The sequence below is a fragment of the Halosaccharopolyspora lacisalsi genome (genome assembly GCF_014137975.1).
Taxonomy (GTDB): domain Bacteria; phylum Actinomycetota; class Actinomycetes; order Mycobacteriales; family Pseudonocardiaceae; genus Halosaccharopolyspora; species Halosaccharopolyspora lacisalsi.
In genome coordinates, this window is record NZ_JACGWZ010000001.1 from 292,071 (window position 1) to 309,422 (window position 17,352).

9 protein-coding genes are annotated in these 17,352 nt (G+C 70.6%); 7 read left to right on the top strand and 2 right to left on the bottom strand.

Annotation, left to right across the window (positions count from 1 at the left end):
- Nucleotides 1-556 precede the first annotated feature (556 nt).
- From FHX42_RS01455 to FHX42_RS01470, 4 genes are read left to right on the top strand one after another with little or no spacing between them, the layout of a single operon-like run.
- Complete coding sequence (locus tag FHX42_RS01455; protein ID WP_182542330.1) at nucleotides 557-10,870, top strand: non-ribosomal peptide synthetase; 10,314 nt, start codon at nucleotides 557-559, stop codon at nucleotides 10,868-10,870.
- A gap of 38 nt (nucleotides 10,871-10,908) precedes the next feature.
- On the top strand, nucleotides 10,909-11,121 hold the full coding sequence (locus FHX42_RS01460) for an MbtH family protein (protein ID WP_182542331.1): 213 nt from the start codon (nucleotides 10,909-10,911) through the stop codon (nucleotides 11,119-11,121).
- Between the two features lie 2 nt (nucleotides 11,122-11,123).
- Complete coding sequence (locus FHX42_RS01465; protein WP_182542333.1) at nucleotides 11,124-12,110, top strand: ATP-binding cassette domain-containing protein; 987 nt, start codon at nucleotides 11,124-11,126, stop codon at nucleotides 12,108-12,110.
- On the top strand, nucleotides 12,107-12,922 hold the full coding sequence (locus FHX42_RS01470; protein WP_182542334.1) for an ABC transporter permease: 816 nt from the start codon (nucleotides 12,107-12,109) through the stop codon (nucleotides 12,920-12,922). Before FHX42_RS01465 ends, FHX42_RS01470 begins: the two co-directional genes overlap by 4 nt.
- Nucleotides 12,923-13,438: 516 nt before the next feature.
- Here the strand turns inward: FHX42_RS01470 and FHX42_RS01475 are convergent.
- Nucleotides 13,439-14,524, bottom strand: coding sequence for a magnesium and cobalt transport protein CorA (locus FHX42_RS01475; protein WP_182542336.1), 1,086 nt, complete (start codon nucleotides 14,522-14,524; stop codon nucleotides 13,439-13,441).
- A gap of 438 nt (nucleotides 14,525-14,962) precedes the next feature.
- The gene (locus FHX42_RS26155; RefSeq protein ID WP_328795836.1) at nucleotides 14,963-15,391 is read right to left on the bottom strand and encodes an NUDIX hydrolase; all 429 of its coding nucleotides are present in this window, start codon (nucleotides 15,389-15,391) and stop codon (nucleotides 14,963-14,965) included.
- Nucleotides 15,392-15,536: 145 nt separating this feature from the next.
- Here FHX42_RS26155 and FHX42_RS01485 point away from each other — a divergent pair, with 145 nt between their 5' ends.
- The 3 genes from FHX42_RS01485 to FHX42_RS01495 all read left to right on the top strand — a co-directional run bounded on the left by FHX42_RS01485 (nucleotide 15,537) and on the right by FHX42_RS01495 (nucleotide 17,236).
- Nucleotides 15,537-15,698 (top strand): hypothetical protein, encoded by a 162-nt coding sequence (locus FHX42_RS01485; protein ID WP_182542339.1) that lies wholly within the window; start codon nucleotides 15,537-15,539, stop codon nucleotides 15,696-15,698.
- Between the two features lie 17 nt (nucleotides 15,699-15,715).
- Entirely contained in the window at nucleotides 15,716-16,285 is a 570-nt protein-coding gene (locus FHX42_RS01490) for a PH domain-containing protein (protein WP_182542341.1), read from the top strand.
- 78 nt (nucleotides 16,286-16,363) lie between these two features.
- Nucleotides 16,364-17,236, top strand: a complete 873-nt coding sequence (locus tag FHX42_RS01495) for a PHP domain-containing protein (protein WP_328795837.1) — start codon at nucleotides 16,364-16,366, stop codon at nucleotides 17,234-17,236.
- Nucleotides 17,237-17,352: the final 116 nt, after the last annotated feature.

Below are 17,352 nucleotides of genomic sequence, written 5' to 3' on the forward strand. Positions count from 1 at the left end.
TCACTCGGTCCTTCGGGTGTCGTTGTCACTGGTGAGGACGCGGATTGCTCCTCGAGGGTGACGAACGAACGGCACCCGGACGGCGGTATCCAAATCGGTGCTCGCGAAGTATAGCCGAGCGACCTTTTGCATCACTTTCCGCGTACGCGAAATACGCAGTGTCGTCAAATCGCGTTACACGTGTTTAATAACAGTGTCGACACGGCATATACCGATCTGTTGTATCTGCAGCTCAGTGTCGCTGCCATCGGGAGTTTTCCCCCGGTTTCGGTGTCCGTTCTCACACTGACCAATCGCTGAGCGGGGTCGCCTCGAATGCTCTCCTGTAAGCGTGCGATTGTGGTCCGCAAGGGGGAGTAGCGCTGCGCTGTCCGGAGCTGGTGGATTCGTATGTTTCCGCAAGGGGCATATGGGTACCCGTCCGGTGCGCCCGTTAAACCAGTAACAGTCCGGATGTGTTTTCGCGGTCGGCACGCGTGCCGACCGCTGGCAATCCGCGCACTTTTGAGGTCTTTGATTCTGCGCTCGATGCAGGCATCGGGAAGGTGGGTCAGAATTGAGTTCTGAGTCTGTCCGGAGCGTTGCTCTCACGCCCGCTCAGTCGGGTATCTGGTACGGCCGGCGGCTGAACCCCGCGGATCCGACGTACACGATCGCCGAGTACCTGGACGTACCCGGCCCGATCGACCCGGAGATCCTGGAGCGGGCCCTGGAACGCACCGCGGCGGAGGTTCCGGCACTGCGCCTGACCTTCGACGAGGACGAGCAGGGGCGTCCCCGGCAGACGGTCGGCTCCGTGGGGCGGTGGGGCCTGCGTACCGTCGACCTCTCCGGTTCCGGGGACTTCCGGGCCGCCGCCGAGGAGTGGATGCACGCGGACCTGCGGCGCCCGATCGATCCCGTTCACGACGAGCTGTGCTCCCTGGTGCTGTTCACCGCGGGTGAGCGACACAGCCTGCTGTACCAGCGGACGCACCATCTCGTGGTGGACGGTTACGGGGCCGCGCTGGTCCTGTCCCGGATCACCGCCGTCTACACGGCGCTGAACCGGGGCGAGCAACCGCCGGAACCCCGGTTGGGCGACTTCGGCGAACTGCTGGAGGCCGAGGCCGCCTACCCGGAGACGTCCCGCCACGAGCAGGACCGACAGTTCTGGACGCAGCGCCTGGCCGACCGACCCGACCCGGTGGTGCTCAGCGACCGGCCCGCCGCGACCGGGCCGATCCTGCGGCGCAGCGTGAGCATGGACGGCGCGGCCACTCGCGGATTACGAACGGCCGCTGCCGAATTGCGTACCGCGTGGAGCTCGGTGGTGCTGGCGGCGATGGCCGCCTACGTGCACCGCACCACCGGTGCTCAGGACGTCGTGCTCGCGCTCCCGGTCAGCGCGCGGAAGGGGACGCTGGGGCGCGAGACACCGGCCATGCTCTCCCAGGTGCTGCCGTTGCGAGTGCGGGTGCACCAGTGGATGACCGTCGCCGAACTGGTCTCGGCCGTGTCGGCCGAGGCCCGCCGGGTGCTGCGTCATCAGCGCTACCCCCGGTCTGACCTGGCCCGGGACCTCGGAGTCACCGCTGGTGAACGCATCACCGGTCCGGGGATCAACATCATCCCGGTCGCCCGTGAGGTCCCGTTCGGCGAGGCCACGGCCACTTCGCACAACCTGTCCGTCGGCCCGGTCGACGACCTGACGGTGACCGTGCACGGCGCGGCCGACGACAACGGGCTGCGGCTGGACTTCGACGCCAACCCCGGCCGCTACGAGCAGCGGGAGCTGGAGGCCCACGCCGAGCGTTTCCGCCGGGTGCTGGACACGCTGATCTCCGCGCCGGATGCGCCCGTGGGATCGGTGTCACCACTGGACGAGCGCCCGGACCCGGCCCCGTCCGGCGGGGACGTCACACCGCGCCACGCCACCGTGGTGGAGGCCTTCGAGTCCGCGGTGGCCGGTGGTCCGGGAAGCACGGCGCTGGTCTCCGAATCGGGGACGCTGTCGTTCGAGCAGCTCAACGCCCGTGCCAACCGGCTCGCCCGCGAGCTGATCACCACCGGGGTCGGGGTGGGTGACGTCGTCGCCGTACTGCTGCCCCGCTCGGCCGACGTGGTGGCCGCGCTGCTGGCCGTGTTCAAGGCCGGAGCGGTCCACCTCCCCGTGGACCCCGGTCAGCCCGCCTCCCGGGTGGCCGACATGGTCGCCGACGCCCGGCCCGTCGCGGCCGTGACCACTGCGGACACCCGGGCGTCGCTGCCGGACGGGCTGGCGGCCCTGTGCCTGGACGACCCGGACACGGCGGCTTCGATCGCGGAACGCGACGAGCACGACGTCACCATCGTCGAGCGCGGTGCTCCGGTGAGCTCCGATCACGCCGCCTACCTGCTGTTCACCTCCGGCTCGACCGGGCGCCCGAAGGGGGTGCTGGTCGAGCACGGGTCACTGGCCAACCTGCTCGAATCGCACCGGGAGCGGGTTTACGAGCCGGCCGGGAGCGCACTCGGCCGTCGACTCCGCGCCGCGCACACGGCGCCATTGTCGTTCGACGCCTCGTGGGATCCGCTGCTGTGGATGTTCGCCGGTCACGAGCTGCACCTGGTCTCCGACGCGGTGCGCCGCGACTCCGAGGCGCTCGTCGCCGAGCTCGATCGGCAGCGTTGGGACGCGCTGGAAACGACTCCCTCTCACCTGCGCGAACTGCTGCGGGCGGGGCTGCTCGACCAGCGCCACCGACCCCGGGTGCTGGCTCTCGGCGGGGAACCGTTCGACCAGGACCTGTGGACCCGGCTGGCCGCCGAACCCGATCTCGACGTGCACAACTTCTACGGTCCGACGGAGACCACGGTGGACTCGGTGGTGGCCACCACCGACGACGCCGACAGCGCGGTGATCGGCCGCCCCACCGCCAACCTGCGCGCCTACGTGCTGGACACGGCGTTGCAGCCGGTGCAACCCGGAGTCACCGGCGAGCTCTACATCGCCGGGGCCGGACTGGCGCGGGGCTACCTCGGACGCACCGTGGCCACGGCGGAGAAGTTCGTGGCCGACCCGTTCACCGGTGCCGGACAGCGCATGTACCGCACCGGCGACCTCGTGCGCCGGGACGAGCGCGGCCTGCTGAGCTTCGTGAGCCGGGCCGACGAACAGCTCAAGTTCCGCGGGATGCGCATCGAGCCCGGCGAGATCTCCGCCGTGCTCGGCGAGCGTCCCGAGGTGGACCGGGCGGCGGTGACGGTCCGCTCGCTCCCGGACGGGCCGCAGCGATTGGTCGCCTACGTCACCCCCGCGCCCCCCGATGGCACGCAGCCGCCCGAGGACGCTCCGTTGCGGGAGTTCCTGGCCGATCGGCTCCCGGAGTACATGGTCCCCTCGGCCGTGGTGGTGCTCGACGAGCTGCCGCTGACCGCCCACGGCAAGCTCGACGTCGCCGCCCTGCCCGACCCGCGACCGGCCACCGGCGGCCGTGCCGCCCGCGACGACGTGGAACGCAGGCTGGGTGAGCTGTTCGCCGAGGTCCTCGGCGTCGACGCGGTCGGTATCGACGACGACTTCTTCGCCCTCGGCGGGCACTCCCTGCTGGTGACCCGGCTGGCCGCACGGGTGCGCGGCGAGCTCGGCGCCGAACTGGAACTGCGGGCGCTGTTCGAGAACCCGACCGTGGCGGCGCTGGCGCCGCGACTGCGGGGACTGTCCTCACCCGTGCTCGGCCCGCGCGAACGGCCGGACGAGTTACCGCTGTCCCACGCCCAGCGCAGGTTGTGGTTGCTCAACCACGTGGAGGGCACCGGCGGCGCTTACCACATCCCGATCGCGCTGCGGATGCACGGCGAGCCGGACGTCGCGGCGCTGCGGCTGGCCCTCGGCGACGTCGTCGCCCGCCACGAGAGCCTGCGCACGGTCTTTCCGGGCCGGGACGGCATCCCGCGGCAGGAGGTCCTCGACCCCGCCGACGGTGCCGTGTCGCTGCCGGTGCACGACACCGACGAGGAGCACCTGCGCGAGGAGCTGGACGCCTTCGCGGCCGAACCCTTCGACCTCACCCGCGAGATCCCGTTGCGCACCCGGCTCTTCGCGCTGGGCTCCGAGGAGTCCGTGCTGGTCGTGGTGCTGCACCACATCGCCGGTGACGGCTGGTCGCTGCGGCCTCTGATGGCCGACCTGTCCCTGGCCTACGCGGCACGCTCGTCCGGAACCGAGCCCGCTCCGGAACCGTTGCCGCTGCAGTACGCCGACTACACGTTGTGGCAGCGCGAGGTGCTCGGGGACGACGCCGATCCGGACAGCGAGTTCGGTGCGCAGCTGGACTTCTGGACCGAGACCCTGGGCGGTTCGCCGGAGGAGCTGGAGCTGCCCACCGACCGGCCGCGCCCGGCCCGGCCGAGCCACCGGGGCGGGACGGTGCCCGTCGACATCGACGCCGCCACGCACCGAGCGCTGCACGACCTCGCGCGCGAGGCGGGCGCGAGTCCGTTCATGGCCCTGCACGCCGCGCTCGCCGCGACCCTGACCCGGATGGGCGCGGGCACCGACGTGCCGATCGGCACGCCGGTGGCCGCGCGCAACGACGAGCGGCTCGGCGAGCTGGTCGGGTTCTTCGTCAACACCCTCGTGCTGCGCACCGACACCTCGGGGGACCCGAGCTTTCGCACCCTGCTGGGCCGGACGCGCGAGACCGATCTGGACGCCTACGCCCACCAGGACGTGCCGTTCGAGCGCGTCGTGGAAGCGGTGGCGCCGCACCGCTCCCCGGCCCGGCACCCGCTGTTCCAGGTGATGCTCGCGTTGCAGAACGCTCCGGCCGCCACGGTGCACCTGCCCGGGTTGCGTGCCGAGGTGGAGGCCGAGGACCTGGGGCGCTCGGCGAAGTTCGACCTGTCGCTGTCGCTGCGCGACGACTACGACGAGGCGGGAAGTCCGGCCGGGCTCGTCGGGAGCCTGGAGTTCAGCAGCGACCTGTTCGACCCCGCCACCGCCGAGCACCTGGTGCGCCGGTTCGTGCTGCTGCTGCGTTCGGCGATCGCCGAGCCCGACACCCCGATCGGCGACGTCGAACTCGTGGACGCCGTCGAGCGGCGCCGCCTGCTCGACGAGTACAACGACACCGGTCGGCCGGTGGGCGTGTCGAGCATCGTGGAGGCCTTCCACCAGCAGGCGGCCCGCACCCCGTCGGCGGTGGCGCTGGTCGCCGCCGACGGCGCGCTGTCCTTCTCCGATCTCGACGCCAGGGCGAACAGGCTGGCCCGCCACCTGATCACCGAAGATGTGCGCTCCGGGGACGTGGTGGCGCTCGCCCTGGGACGCGGAGCCCGTGCGGTCGTCGCGCTGCTGGCGGCGGCCAAGGCGGGTGCGGTCCTGCTGCCGGTCGACCCGTCCCAGCCCACCGAGCGCACGGTGGCGGTCTTCACCGACGCCGTCCCTCGTCGGGTGCTCACCACCGGTGCGCACGCCGCGGCACTGCCCGTCGAGGACCCGCTGGTGCTGGACGACCCAGTCGTGGAGGCGGCGGTGTCCGCACGGTCGGGAGAGCGCCTCGACCCCGAGCAGTGGCCGCTGCCCGGTCCCTGTGACGCCGCCTACGTGCTGTTCACCTCCGGCTCGACGGGGCGCCCGAAGGGGGTGCTGGTCGAGCACGGGTCGCTGGCCAACCTGCTGACCCAGCACCGGGACCGGATGATCGAGCCCGCCGTCGAGCGAGTCGGCGGCAGGCGACTGCGCGTGGGGCACACGGCGCCGCTGTCGTTCGACGCCTCGTGGGACCCGCTGCTGTGGATGTGCGCCGGTCACGAGCTGCACCTGCTGGACGACCCGCTGCGGCGCGACGCCGAGGCCTTCACCGGTGAGGTGGTGGCCTCCGGGCTGGACGTGCTGGAGACGACCCCCTCGTTCGTGTGGCAGCTGGTTCACCACGGCCTGCTCGAACCGGGCAGGCACCGTCCGACCGTGCTCGCGCTGGGCGGCGAACCCGTCGACGAGCGGCTCTGGCGACACCTGCGCACCGTCGAGGGGATGCTGGCGCTGAACTTCTACGGCCCGACGGAGACCACTGTGGACTCGGTGGTGGCCGCGCTGGGCGACGCCGAACACCCGGTGATCGGTGAGCCGGTGGCCAACACCCGCGCCTACGTGCTGGACGAGCGGCTGCGCCCGGTCCCGGCCGGCGTCGGCGGCGAGCTCTACCTGTCCGGGCACGGCCTGGCGCGGGGCTACCTCGGCCGGGGCGACCGCACCGCGGAGCGCTTCGTCGCCGACCCGTTCGCCGCCGACGGCCGGCGCATGTACCGCACCGGTGACCGGGCTCGCTGGACGCCGGAAGGCAGCCTGCGGTTCCTGGGACGCACCGACGACCAGGTGAAGCTGCGCGGTTTCCGCATCGAGCTCGGCGAGATCGGTTCCGCCCTCGGCACCCATCCGAGCGTGGAGCGCGCGGCGGCGGTGGTGCGCGGTGAGGACGCCGCCGACCAGCGGCTCGTGGGCTACTTCGTCTCCCGCGACCACGAGGAACTCGACATCCCCGAACTGCGTGCCTTCCTGGCGCGACGACTGCCCGGGTACATGGTGCCCTCCGCCCTGGTCGAGCTGGCCGAACTGCCGCTGACAGCCAACGGCAAGCTCGACACCCGGGCGCTGCCGGTGCCCGCCGCCGACGGGAATCCCACCGGCAGGGCACCGCGCGATCCGCGGGAGGAGATCCTGTGCGGATTGTTCGCCGAGGTCCTCGGCGTCTCGGCGGTCGGTGTCGACGACGACTTCTTCGACCTCGGCGGCCACTCGCTGCTGGCGACCCGGATGGTCAGCCGCATCCGCTCGGCCCTCGGCGCCGAACTGGAGATCCGCGCCCTGTTCGAGAACCCGACGGTGGCGGGACTGTCCGGCCGGATCGAGCGCACGCGGCGCATCCGCACCCCGCTGCGGCCGATGCAGCGCCCGGACCCGCTGCCGCTGTCGTACGCTCAGCAGCGGTTGTGGTTCCTCAACAGGCTGGAGGAGCACAGCGCCGGCTACAACATCGCCTTCGTCGTCCGGCTGTCCGGTCCGGTGGACGCCGTGGCGCTGCACCGGGCGCTCGGTGACGTCGTCGACCGGCACGAGACGCTGCGCACGGTCTTCCCGGACCGCAACGGCACCCCGCACCAGCACGTCCTCGACGACGGACACCCCGAGCTGCCCGTCGTCTCGGTCACCGAGGACGAGCTGCGCCCCGCGCTCGAGGCCGAGGCCTCGACCGGCTTCGACGTGGCCACCGAGACGCCGTTGCGCGCCCGACTGTTCACCGTCGCCCCCGAACGGCACGTGCTGTCGCTGGTGCTGCACCACATCGCCGGGGACGGGTGGTCCACCGGACCGCTGGCCCGGGACCTGTCGCGGGCCTACACCGCCCGCGTCGCCGGGGAGGCACCGCAGGGGGCGGCCCCGTCGGTGCAGTACGCGGACTACGCGCTGTGGCAGCGGACGGTGCTCGGCAGCGAGGACGACCCGGACGGCGAACTGCGTCGTCAGCTCGACTTCTGGACCTCGCGGCTGGAGGACCTGCCCGGCGAGCTCCCGCTGCCCACGGACCGGCGTCGTCCAGCCGAGGCCGGTTACTGCGGCGGACAGGTGCCGCTGGACCTCGGCGCCGCGCGGCACGCCCGCCTCGAGGAGCTCGCCCGGGACCACGGCGTCAGCACGTTCATGGTGCTGCAAGCGGCGTTGGCCGCGCTGCTGACCCGGCTCGGCGCGGGCACCGACGTGCCGATCGGCAGCCCCGTGGCCGGGCGCACCGACGAGGCGCTGGAGGAGCTGGTCGGGTTCTTCGTCAACACGCTGGTGCTGCGCACCGACACCTCCGGGGATCCGGCCTTCACCGACCTGCTGGCTCGGGTCCGCGAGACCGACCTGGATGCTTACGCCCACCAGGACCTGCCGTTCGAGCGGCTGGTGGAGGCGCTGTCGCCGGACAGGTCGCTGGCCCGGCACCCGCTGTTCCAGGTCATGCTGACCCTGGACAACACCCCCGACGTGGGACTCCGGCTGCCCTCGGTGGACGCCGAGGTCACCCCGATCGAGAGCGGCGGGGCCAAGTTCGACCTGTCGGTGAGCTTCCGGCAGCGCCACGACGCGGACGGCACGCCGGGCGGCATCGCCGGTTCCCTGGAGTACAGCGCCGACCTGTTCGACCACGGCACCGCCGAACGCATCGGAGTCCGGTTGCTGCGGCTGCTCGACGGCGTGCTGGAACGTCCGCGAGCCCCGATCGGTGCCGTGGAGCTGCTCGACGAGCAGGAGCGTCACGAGGTGCTCGTCGGCCACAACGACACCGCCCTGCCCGTCGGGGAGGACACCGTGGTGGAGGCCTTCCATGCCACGGTGCGGGCCACGCCGACCGAGGCGGCGGTCGTGGACGCCCACCGGTCGCTGACCTTCGCCGAGCTCAACCTGCGGGCGAACCGGCTGGCTCGCGAACTGCTCGCGCGCGGCCACGGTGGCCGGGTCGTCGGCGTGGCCCTGCCCCGCTCGGTCGACGCGGTCGTGGCACTGCTGGCCGTGGCCAAGGCCGGATCCACGTACTTGCCGATCGACCCCGCCCAGCCGGGCGAGCGCATTCGCGCCATGCTCGACGACGCGGCACCGTCGACGGTGCTGACCGGCAACGACTCGGACGTGGCGCTGGGGGACGCCGACAGGACGGTGCTCGACGAGCCCGGCACCGCGTGGGTGACCGCCACCCGGGACGGACGGGACGTCACCGATGCCGAGCGCGGGGCGGCGATCCGGCCCACCGACGCCGCCTACGTGCTGTTCACCTCCGGCTCGACCGGGCGCCCGAAGGGAGTGGTCGTCGAGCACGGCTCGCTGGCCAACCTGCTGGCCAACCACCGGCGGCGGTTGTTCGGGACGGTCGCCGGCCGCAGGATGCGCGTCGGCCACACGGCCCCGCTGTCGTTCGACGCTTCCTGGGACCCGCTGCTGTGGATGGTCGACGGCCACGAGCTGCACCTCTTCGACGATCGGTCGCGGCGGGACCCGGAGCGGGTGGTGCACCACGTGCGCACTCACCGCGTCGACGTGCTGGAGAGCACGTCCTCCTACGTCCAGCAGCTGCTGTCGTTCGGCCTGCTCGACGAGTCCGCGCACCGGCCGTCGCTGATCGCGCTCGGCGGCGAGGCCGTCGGCGCCGAGCTGTGGCGGACCCTGCGCTCGAGTCCGGTGACCGCCGTCAACCTCTACGGCCCGACGGAGTCCACCGTGGACTCCGTGCTGGCCGGGCTCGACGAGGCCGACCACCCGGTGATCGGCACCCCAGCGGCCAACACCCGCGCCTACGTGCTCGACGCCGGACTCCGCCCCACACCGCCCGGCGTCACCGGCGAGCTCCATCTCGCAGGTGCCGGTCTCGCCCGCGGGTACCTGGGGCGCGCCGACCTCACGGCGGAGCGCTTCGTCGCCGACCCGTTCTCCGGCGACGGTTCCCGCATGTACCGCACCGGTGACCTGGCGCGCTGGAACACCGCCGGGCAGCTGGAGTTCGTGGGACGCGACGACGACCAGCTCAAGGTCCGCGGCCAGCGCGTCGAGCCCGGAGAGGTCGTCGCCGTCCTCAACGAGCACCCCGCCGTCGCGGAATCCGCCGTGTTCGTCGAGGACGACCGCCTGGTCGCCTACGTGGCGGTGCACCGGGCGCTCGACCCGGACGAGGTGCGCACCTTCGTCGGCAGACGGCTGCCCGCGCACATGGTGCCCGCCCTGCTGCGCGTGCTCGACTCGTTGCCGCTGACCGCCAACGGCAAGCTCGACACGAGGGCGCTCGCGCGGGCGACGGCCACCGAGCTGACCTCCTCGCGGCAGCGGCGCGGTCCGCGCACCCCGCAGGAGCACACGCTCGTCGGTCTCTTCGCCGAGGTCCTCGGCCTCGACGAGGTGGGCATCGACGACGACTTCTTCGCCCTCGGCGGGCACTCGCTGGTGGCGACCAAGCTCGTCAGCCGCATCCGCTCGGCGCTCGGCGTCGAGCTGTCGATCCGTGCCCTGTTCGACGCGTCGACCCCGGCGACGCTGGCCGAACGCCTCGGAGTGGACACCGGCGACGACGCCCTCGACGTGCTGCTGCCGCTGCGCGCAGGCGGCTCCAAGCCGCCGCTGTTCTGCGTGCATCCCGCCGGAGGGCTGAGCTGGATGTACTCGGGACTGGTGACCCGCGTGGACCCGGACCGACCGATCTACGGACTCCAGGCGCGGGGCATCGGCGATCCCGACCGGGCACCGGCCGACATCGACGAGATGGCCCGTGATTACGCGGCGCGGATCCGCGAGGTGCAGCCCCGCGGCCCCTACTGCCTGCTCGGCTGGTCGTTCGGCGGCAACGTCGTGCAGACCGTGGCCGCCCAGCTGCGCGACCAGGGCGAGGAGGTCGCGTTGCTGGCGGTGCTCGACGCCTACCCGGTCGAGCACTTCTCCGAGCAGGAGCACGACGGCGAGACCGACCTGTTCACCTCGCTGGTCCACGCGCTGGGCATCCCCGCCGAGGCGCTCAGCGACAACGAGATGGACGCCACCGAGCTCCGGCGGACCCTCGAACGCGTCGGCAACCCGCTCGGATCCCTCGACGAGGGGACGCTGCGTGCGATGGCGGTCAACTTCGAACACCAGGCGCGGCTGCTGAAGCGGCACAGTCCGGGCGTGTTCGACGGCGACGTGCTGTTTTTCACCGCCACGGAGGAGGGCCACGGCACACGCACCCCGTGGACCTGGCGCCCCTACGTCACCGGCGAGATCACCGAGCATCTCGTGCACTGCGGACACGCCCAGATGGCCGGGCCCGAGGCGCTGGACGAGATCGGGCCGGTGCTCGACGCGGCCCTGACCGCCGCCTCCGACGACACCGCCCGCGCTTCGGCCTGAGGCCCCCGAGAGCTGACACCCCGAGAAAGGAGACTTTCGTGAGCAATCCGTTCGACGATCCGGAAGGCCGGTACCTGGTGCTGGTCAACGACTCCGGGCAGCACTCGTTGTGGCCGTCGTTCACCGCGGTCCCGAAGGGCTGGCGGATCGCCCACGGCGAGGACAGCAGGCAGGCCTGCCTGGACTACGTCAACGAGCACTGGACCGATCTGACCCCTCGGCGGTCGGTCACCGAGTCCGAGCGGAGCTGACCTTGCCCACCCCCACGATCGTGGCCGAATCCCTGGTCAAGCGGTTCGGCCGGCACCGCGCCCTGGACGGCGTGAACCTGGAGGTCCCGCGCGGGCACATCCTCGGCCTGCTCGGCCCCAACGGCGCCGGCAAGACCACCACGGTGCGGGTGCTGAGCACCCTGCTGGCCGCCGACTCGGGGCGCGCCGAGGTGGCCGGTTACGACTGCGCCACCGAACCGGCCGCCGTGCGGAGCACCATGGGACTGTCCGGTCAGTACACCTCCCTGGACGAGAACCTCACCGGCCGGGAGAACCTCCACCTGGTCGCCCGCCTCTACGGTTACTCCAGGGCGCGGGCTCGCGAGCGGGCCGCCCGGCAGCTCGACCGGTTCGGGCTCACCGACGCCGCGCACCGGCGCGCGGGTGGTTACTCCGGCGGGATGCGGCGGCGGCTGGACCTCGGTGGCGCGCTGATCGCCGACCCCCGAGTGGTGGTGCTGGACGAACCCACGACGGGACTGGACCCGCGTGCGCGCAGGGACACCTGGGAGACCGTCCGGGGGCTGGTCGCCGACGGCACCACGGTGCTGCTGACCACCCAGTACCTGGAGGAGGCCGACCAGCTCGCCGACAGCATCGCCGTCATCGACCACGGTCGGGTCATCGCCACCGGCGCCCCCGCCGAGCTCAAGCGGCGGGTCCGCGGCGAGCGCGTCGAGATCGTGCTCGCCGACCCGGCCGACGCGCCCCGCACCGTGCACCTGCTGGCCGGCGTCGGGCCGTCGGTGTCCGAAGCGGAGCCGGGGCGCGTGGAGCTGGTCACGCGCGACGGCTCGCGGGCGCTGCTGGAGGTGCTGCACCGGCTGGAGCGGGCCGGGATCCCGGTGGCCGACGCCGGTACCCGCAAGCCCAGCCTCGACGACGTCTTCCTGTCGCTGACCGGGCAGTCCGGAGTCGACCAGCCCGACACCACCGACGACCCCGCGCCCGCCGGAGCCCTCTCGTGACCGCACCGTTCGTCGCCGCCCCCGTTCAGGTCTTCCGCGACGGCGGGATCGTCGCCTGGCGCAACTTCACCAACACCCGCCGCACGCCGGGAGCCCTGTTCTCGGCGGTGCTGCAGCCGCTGATGTTCGTGCTGCTGCTGGCCTACGTCTTCGGCGGCAGCCTCGGCGGGGACTCCTACCGGGAGTACCTGCTGGGCGGGATCTTCGCCCAGAGCGTGACCTTCAACGCCTCGTTCACCGCGCTCGGCCTGGCCAACGACCTGAGCAAGGGGATGGTCGAGCGGTTCCGCTCGCTGCCGATGTCGCGGGTGGCGGTGATCCTGGGGCGCACCACCTCCGACATGGCCACCAGTGTGATCACGCTGGTGGTCACCGGGGCGTGCGGGCTGCTGGTGGGGTGGCGGATCCGCGGTGGTTTCTGGGAGGCGCTGGCCGCGTTCGGGTTGCTGCTGTTGTTCGCCTTCGCGATGGCCTGGGTCGGTGCGCTCATCGGACTGACGGCCAGCAGCGTGGAGGTGGCCCAGAGCATGGGACTGATCTGGCTGTTTCCGGTCACCTTCGCGTCCACGGCGTTCGTCTCGGCCGCTCGGATGCCGCCGGGACTGCGCACGATCGCGGAGTGGAATCCGGTCTCGGCCGTGGCCGACTCGGTGCGCGGACTGTTCGGCAATCCGACTCCGGCGGGACTGCCGCAGCCCGACGGCTGGCCGAGCCAGCACCCGACGCTGTACGCGGTGCTGTCGGCCGCGGTGCTGATCGCGGTCTTCCTGCCGCTGGCCGCCGCCCGCTACCGGCGCGTCTGCGCTCGCTGAATTCGAGGTGGTTTCGCGCGAAACCGCATTTCGGCGATTTCGTGCGAAACCACCGGAACTCCTCCGCTGACTCGGGTGCCCGGTCTCTTCAGATCTGGTTGGCGATGATGACGAAGAGGGCGAGAATCCAGCCCATGATGAGGGTGGACAGCACGGTCAGCTTGTGAGTGATCAAGCGGGTCATGGCGTACTCCAGCGTGAAACGAAGGTCCGGTTTTCTCGCCTAGGGTTTTCGCGCGGAGACCGTGGAGTGCTGTCGCTCCCGAAAGTCCCGGCGCGAGCCGGGACTTCGTCGCTGGAGTGGTTCGCGTACGAGCGCGTTGGGGGGGACGTCGAGAACGCGGTGCGAAGTCCGGAACATGACTGCCTCCCCACTCGTGAACGAGGTCGACTCGTGGATCGACCGATGAGTACGTGTCCGGCGCTCCGCCGAGAACGTGGCGGGCGCGTGGATGAAACCAACGGGGTCCTCTGCCTTGACATCGTCGGCGAGGACGTGTTCGTTACAGCACATCGCTACAACCACTTGTTCTTGCGGAAGATCTTGAACAGCACGACGCAGGCCACCATCATGACCAGCAACGTCACCGGATACCCGAAACTCCACTCGGTCTCGGGCATGAGCTCGAAGTTCATCCCGTAGATCCCGGCGATCATGGTGGGGGTGGAGATGATCGCCACCCACGCCGAGATCTTGCGCATGTCGGTGTTGAGCGCGAGCGTGATCTTCCAGCCCGCCGCGTCCATCAGGGTGGTCAGCAGCTCGTCGAACCCGGAGACCCGTTCGGAGACCGTGTTCAGGTGGTCGTCGACGTTGCGGAAGTACGAGCGCACCTGCTCGGGGACCATCGGCGTGTTCCCCTCGGAGAGCCGCTGCAGCGGTTTGGTCAGCGGCAGCACCGCCCGCCGCAGCTCCAGCAGCTCCCGCTTCATCAGGTACAGCAGCTCGGTCTCCACGGTGGTGTGCGGGGCGAAGACCTCGGCCTCGATCTCGTCGATGTCGTCCTGGATGGCGTCGGTGACCTCCAGGTAGGTGTCCACCACGTAGTCGGCGATGCCGTGCAGCACGGCGGCCGGACCGAGCGCCATCTGCTCCGTGTCCTGCTCCAGCTGCTGACGTACCCGCGCCAGCCCGGCGTGCTTGCCGTGTCGCACAGTGACGACGAAGTCGTGGCCGACGAACGCCATCAGCTCACCGGTCTCCACGATCTCGCTGTTGGCCGTCAGCGTGCCGCTGGCCACGTAGCGAACGGTCTTGAGCACCATGAACAGGGTGTCGTCGTAGCGTTCCAGCTTCGGACGCTGGTGCGCGTGCACGGCGTCCTCGACGGCGAGCTCGTGGAGTCCGAAGGTCTCGGCGATACCGTTGATCTGGTGCGAGTCGGGCTCGTGCAGGCCGACCCAGACGAAACCGCTGTGGCGACGGCGGACCTCGGCCACGGCTTCCGAGTGGGACCACGTTCCCTCGAGTCGTTCGCCGTCGACGTAGACACCGCAGTCGACGACGGAGGTCGTCGACTGCGGCACCGATGCGGGTCGCAGGCGGCGATCGCTGTTGCGGGTGGCGCGGTTGCGCAGGCCGAGCGAGGGCAGAGCTGGCACGGCGACCTCCAGAGACGAGCGCTGGGATGGCTACACGAAACTCAGGCGCATCCCGGCCGAAACCGAAGGAGAGGTCGTACTGGCGGTGGCTGGCCTACCGGTGAACCTCGTCGGCGGGGATGCGGCTGGTACTACACGGAGGAGAGCTGTCGGTACGACCGGGCACGAACCCTCACCTCCTCACGAGTCGGCCACCGCTGGTGGGCCTGCCTACCAGCGTCCCACCGTACTCCTCGCTCCGAGTCGCGGCGTACCGGTGTGGCTACTGTCCACTGGGTGGGAAGGAACGTGGACCGAACGAGTGAATTTTTCGATCACCAGGACAGCGCGGAGGCGGATTTCGAGGGCTCTGCACCTTCGCTTCGTGTTCACGCGAAGCCGATGTGTGTCCAATCGCGTCACTGAGAGTTCTGTGTCACCCGTTACGGGTAAGGTATCTCACTGCGCCCCCGGAAGACAGTCCCAGGAGCGCAGCAACTCCACAAGGCCCTCGGTGAGGGCTGCGTCGCGGTCCAGTGTGGTCAATGTCGCACGATCGATCCACCGCGCATCGGCAGCGTCGTCACCTGCACAAAGAGTCCCGCTGTCGGGAACGCACCAGTAGTCGCGAATGTCGTAGTCGCCGTGGGGGCCCGTTCGCCGCAGGTTCCCGACGAGAGGGCCGACGGTGACGCGCAGTCCGGTTTCCTCGTGAACCTCCCTGCGCAGCGCCGAATCGTCGCTCTCGCCCCGCTCCACTCGGCCCCCCGGCAGAGACCACTCGCCGCGGCCGGGATCGTTGGCCCGGCGGATCATGAGCAGTCGTCCCGTGCGGTCGTGGACCACCGCGCCGACGCAACGGATGGCGGGCGGTTCGGATATGATCACTGACACGGAGGGTAGCTGAATCCGGTGTGGCCGGAAGCGGTTGGCCCGTATGCACGAAAACTCTGCCGTACAGGCGCCGAGTGCGGTACAACGGATCAGCAGGCGCTGGCACGACTCAAGGGAATTTCGGACGGGGTGCGTCACCGTGAACATCAAGAAGATCCTCACCTGGGCTGGGATCGCGTTCCTGCTGTTCTTCCTCATCTCCGCGCCTGAACAGGCCGGAGGAGTGGTCAACGGCATACTCGCGAGTCTGCGGCAGGCCGCGGAAGCGGTCATCACCTTCATGCAGAACATCTTCCGCTAGGCCCTTCGGAGGCGACCGTGTTCGCACCTCGGGATCCGGACGAGTACTTACTGCCCTCGGAGCGTCGGGTCATCCGTTTCCGCAGGCACTGGGCGTGCCTGCTGTGGGACCTGTTCGAGGCGGTGGGGCTGCTGTTCGGTGTGGTGATGGTGTCCTACCTGTTGCCTCGGAGCACGCCGCTGCTGCAGAACCTGCTCTGGTACGGCGGTCTGTTCGTGCTGCTTCGGCTCACCTATCAGACCCTGGACTGGTACGTGGAGCGCATCGTGGTGACGGACAAGCGGTTCGTGATCACCGAGGGCATCATCACCACCAACGTGGCGATGATGCCCGTCACCAAGGTCACCGACATCTCGTTCCACCGCACGCTCATGGGGCGACTGCTCGGGTACGGCACGCTGGTGGTCGAGTCCGCGGGACAGATCCAGGCGCTGAACCGGATCGAGTACCTGCCCAACGCCAACGAGGTCTACGACGCGATCTCCGAGCTCGTGTTCGGGCAGAAGAAGGAGCAGCAGGAGCGGTTCTCGATGCTCAAGGCCCGCCGCGCGGCGGTGGGGCGGGACAAGGCCAAGCTCGGTAAGTAGCGGGGCCTCGGCCCGGCTCGCGTCGCGATGAGTGGGTCGGTGCGGTGTGCTCGCGGGGCGTCGGCCACACTGGCCGGTGTGCGTATCGACCTGCACACCCACTCCACGGAGTCCGACGGCACCGACACTCCGGCCGAACTGCTGGCCACCGCGGCCGCCGCCGGACTCGACGTCATCGCCCTGACCGACCACGACACCACGGCCGGCTGGGCCGAGGCGGAACGGGAAGTACTGCGTACCGACGGTGCGAGCCCGGTGCGCGTGGTCCCGGGAGCGGAGCTGTCGTGCTCCTGCCAGGACGGCAGGGGCAACGCGATCACCGTGCACCTGCTGGCCTACCTGTTCGACCCGTCCTCTCGGGCGCTGGTCGAGGAGCAGTCCCGGTTGCGTGCTCAACGGCGGTCCCGGCTGTACTCGATGGCCCTGCGGATGGCCGAGGACGGGTTCCCGGTGGATCCCGATCGGCTGATGGCCGAGCTGCCCGCCGACTCGCCCGGAGGACGACCCCACCTGGGGCGTGCGCTGGTCGGCGGCGGCACGGTTTCCAGCGTCGACGAGGCTTTCGACCGCTACCTCGGCAGCGGTGGCGAGTACTACCTCCCGCGCAGCGACACACCCGTGCACCGGGCCATCGACATGATCACCGAGGCCGGTGGCGTCACCGTGCTGGCGCATCCCTTCGCGGGCAGGCGTGGTCCGATGGTCACGGCCGAGGTCATCGGTGAGCTGGCCGAGCACGGACTGCGGGGCGTCGAGGTGGACCATCCCGACCACGATGCCGCCGCCCGCGCCGAACTGGGTCGCCTCGCCGACGAGCTCGAACTGGTTCCCACGGGCAGCAGCGACTACCACGGGACCAACAAGACCATCGGCATCGGCCAGGAAACGACTCCTCCCGAGTCGCTGGACCGGCTGGTTCGGCAGAGCACCGGCAGCGAGATCATCGGATAGTCCGGTCCCGTGCGGACGACGGAGTCGCGGTACCCGTCGTCGCGGGAAGTGCTAAGGTTCGATCAGACCGGGAACTCCCTTGCCCGGCATCTCGAACGAGCCGTGCGGCTGGCGGG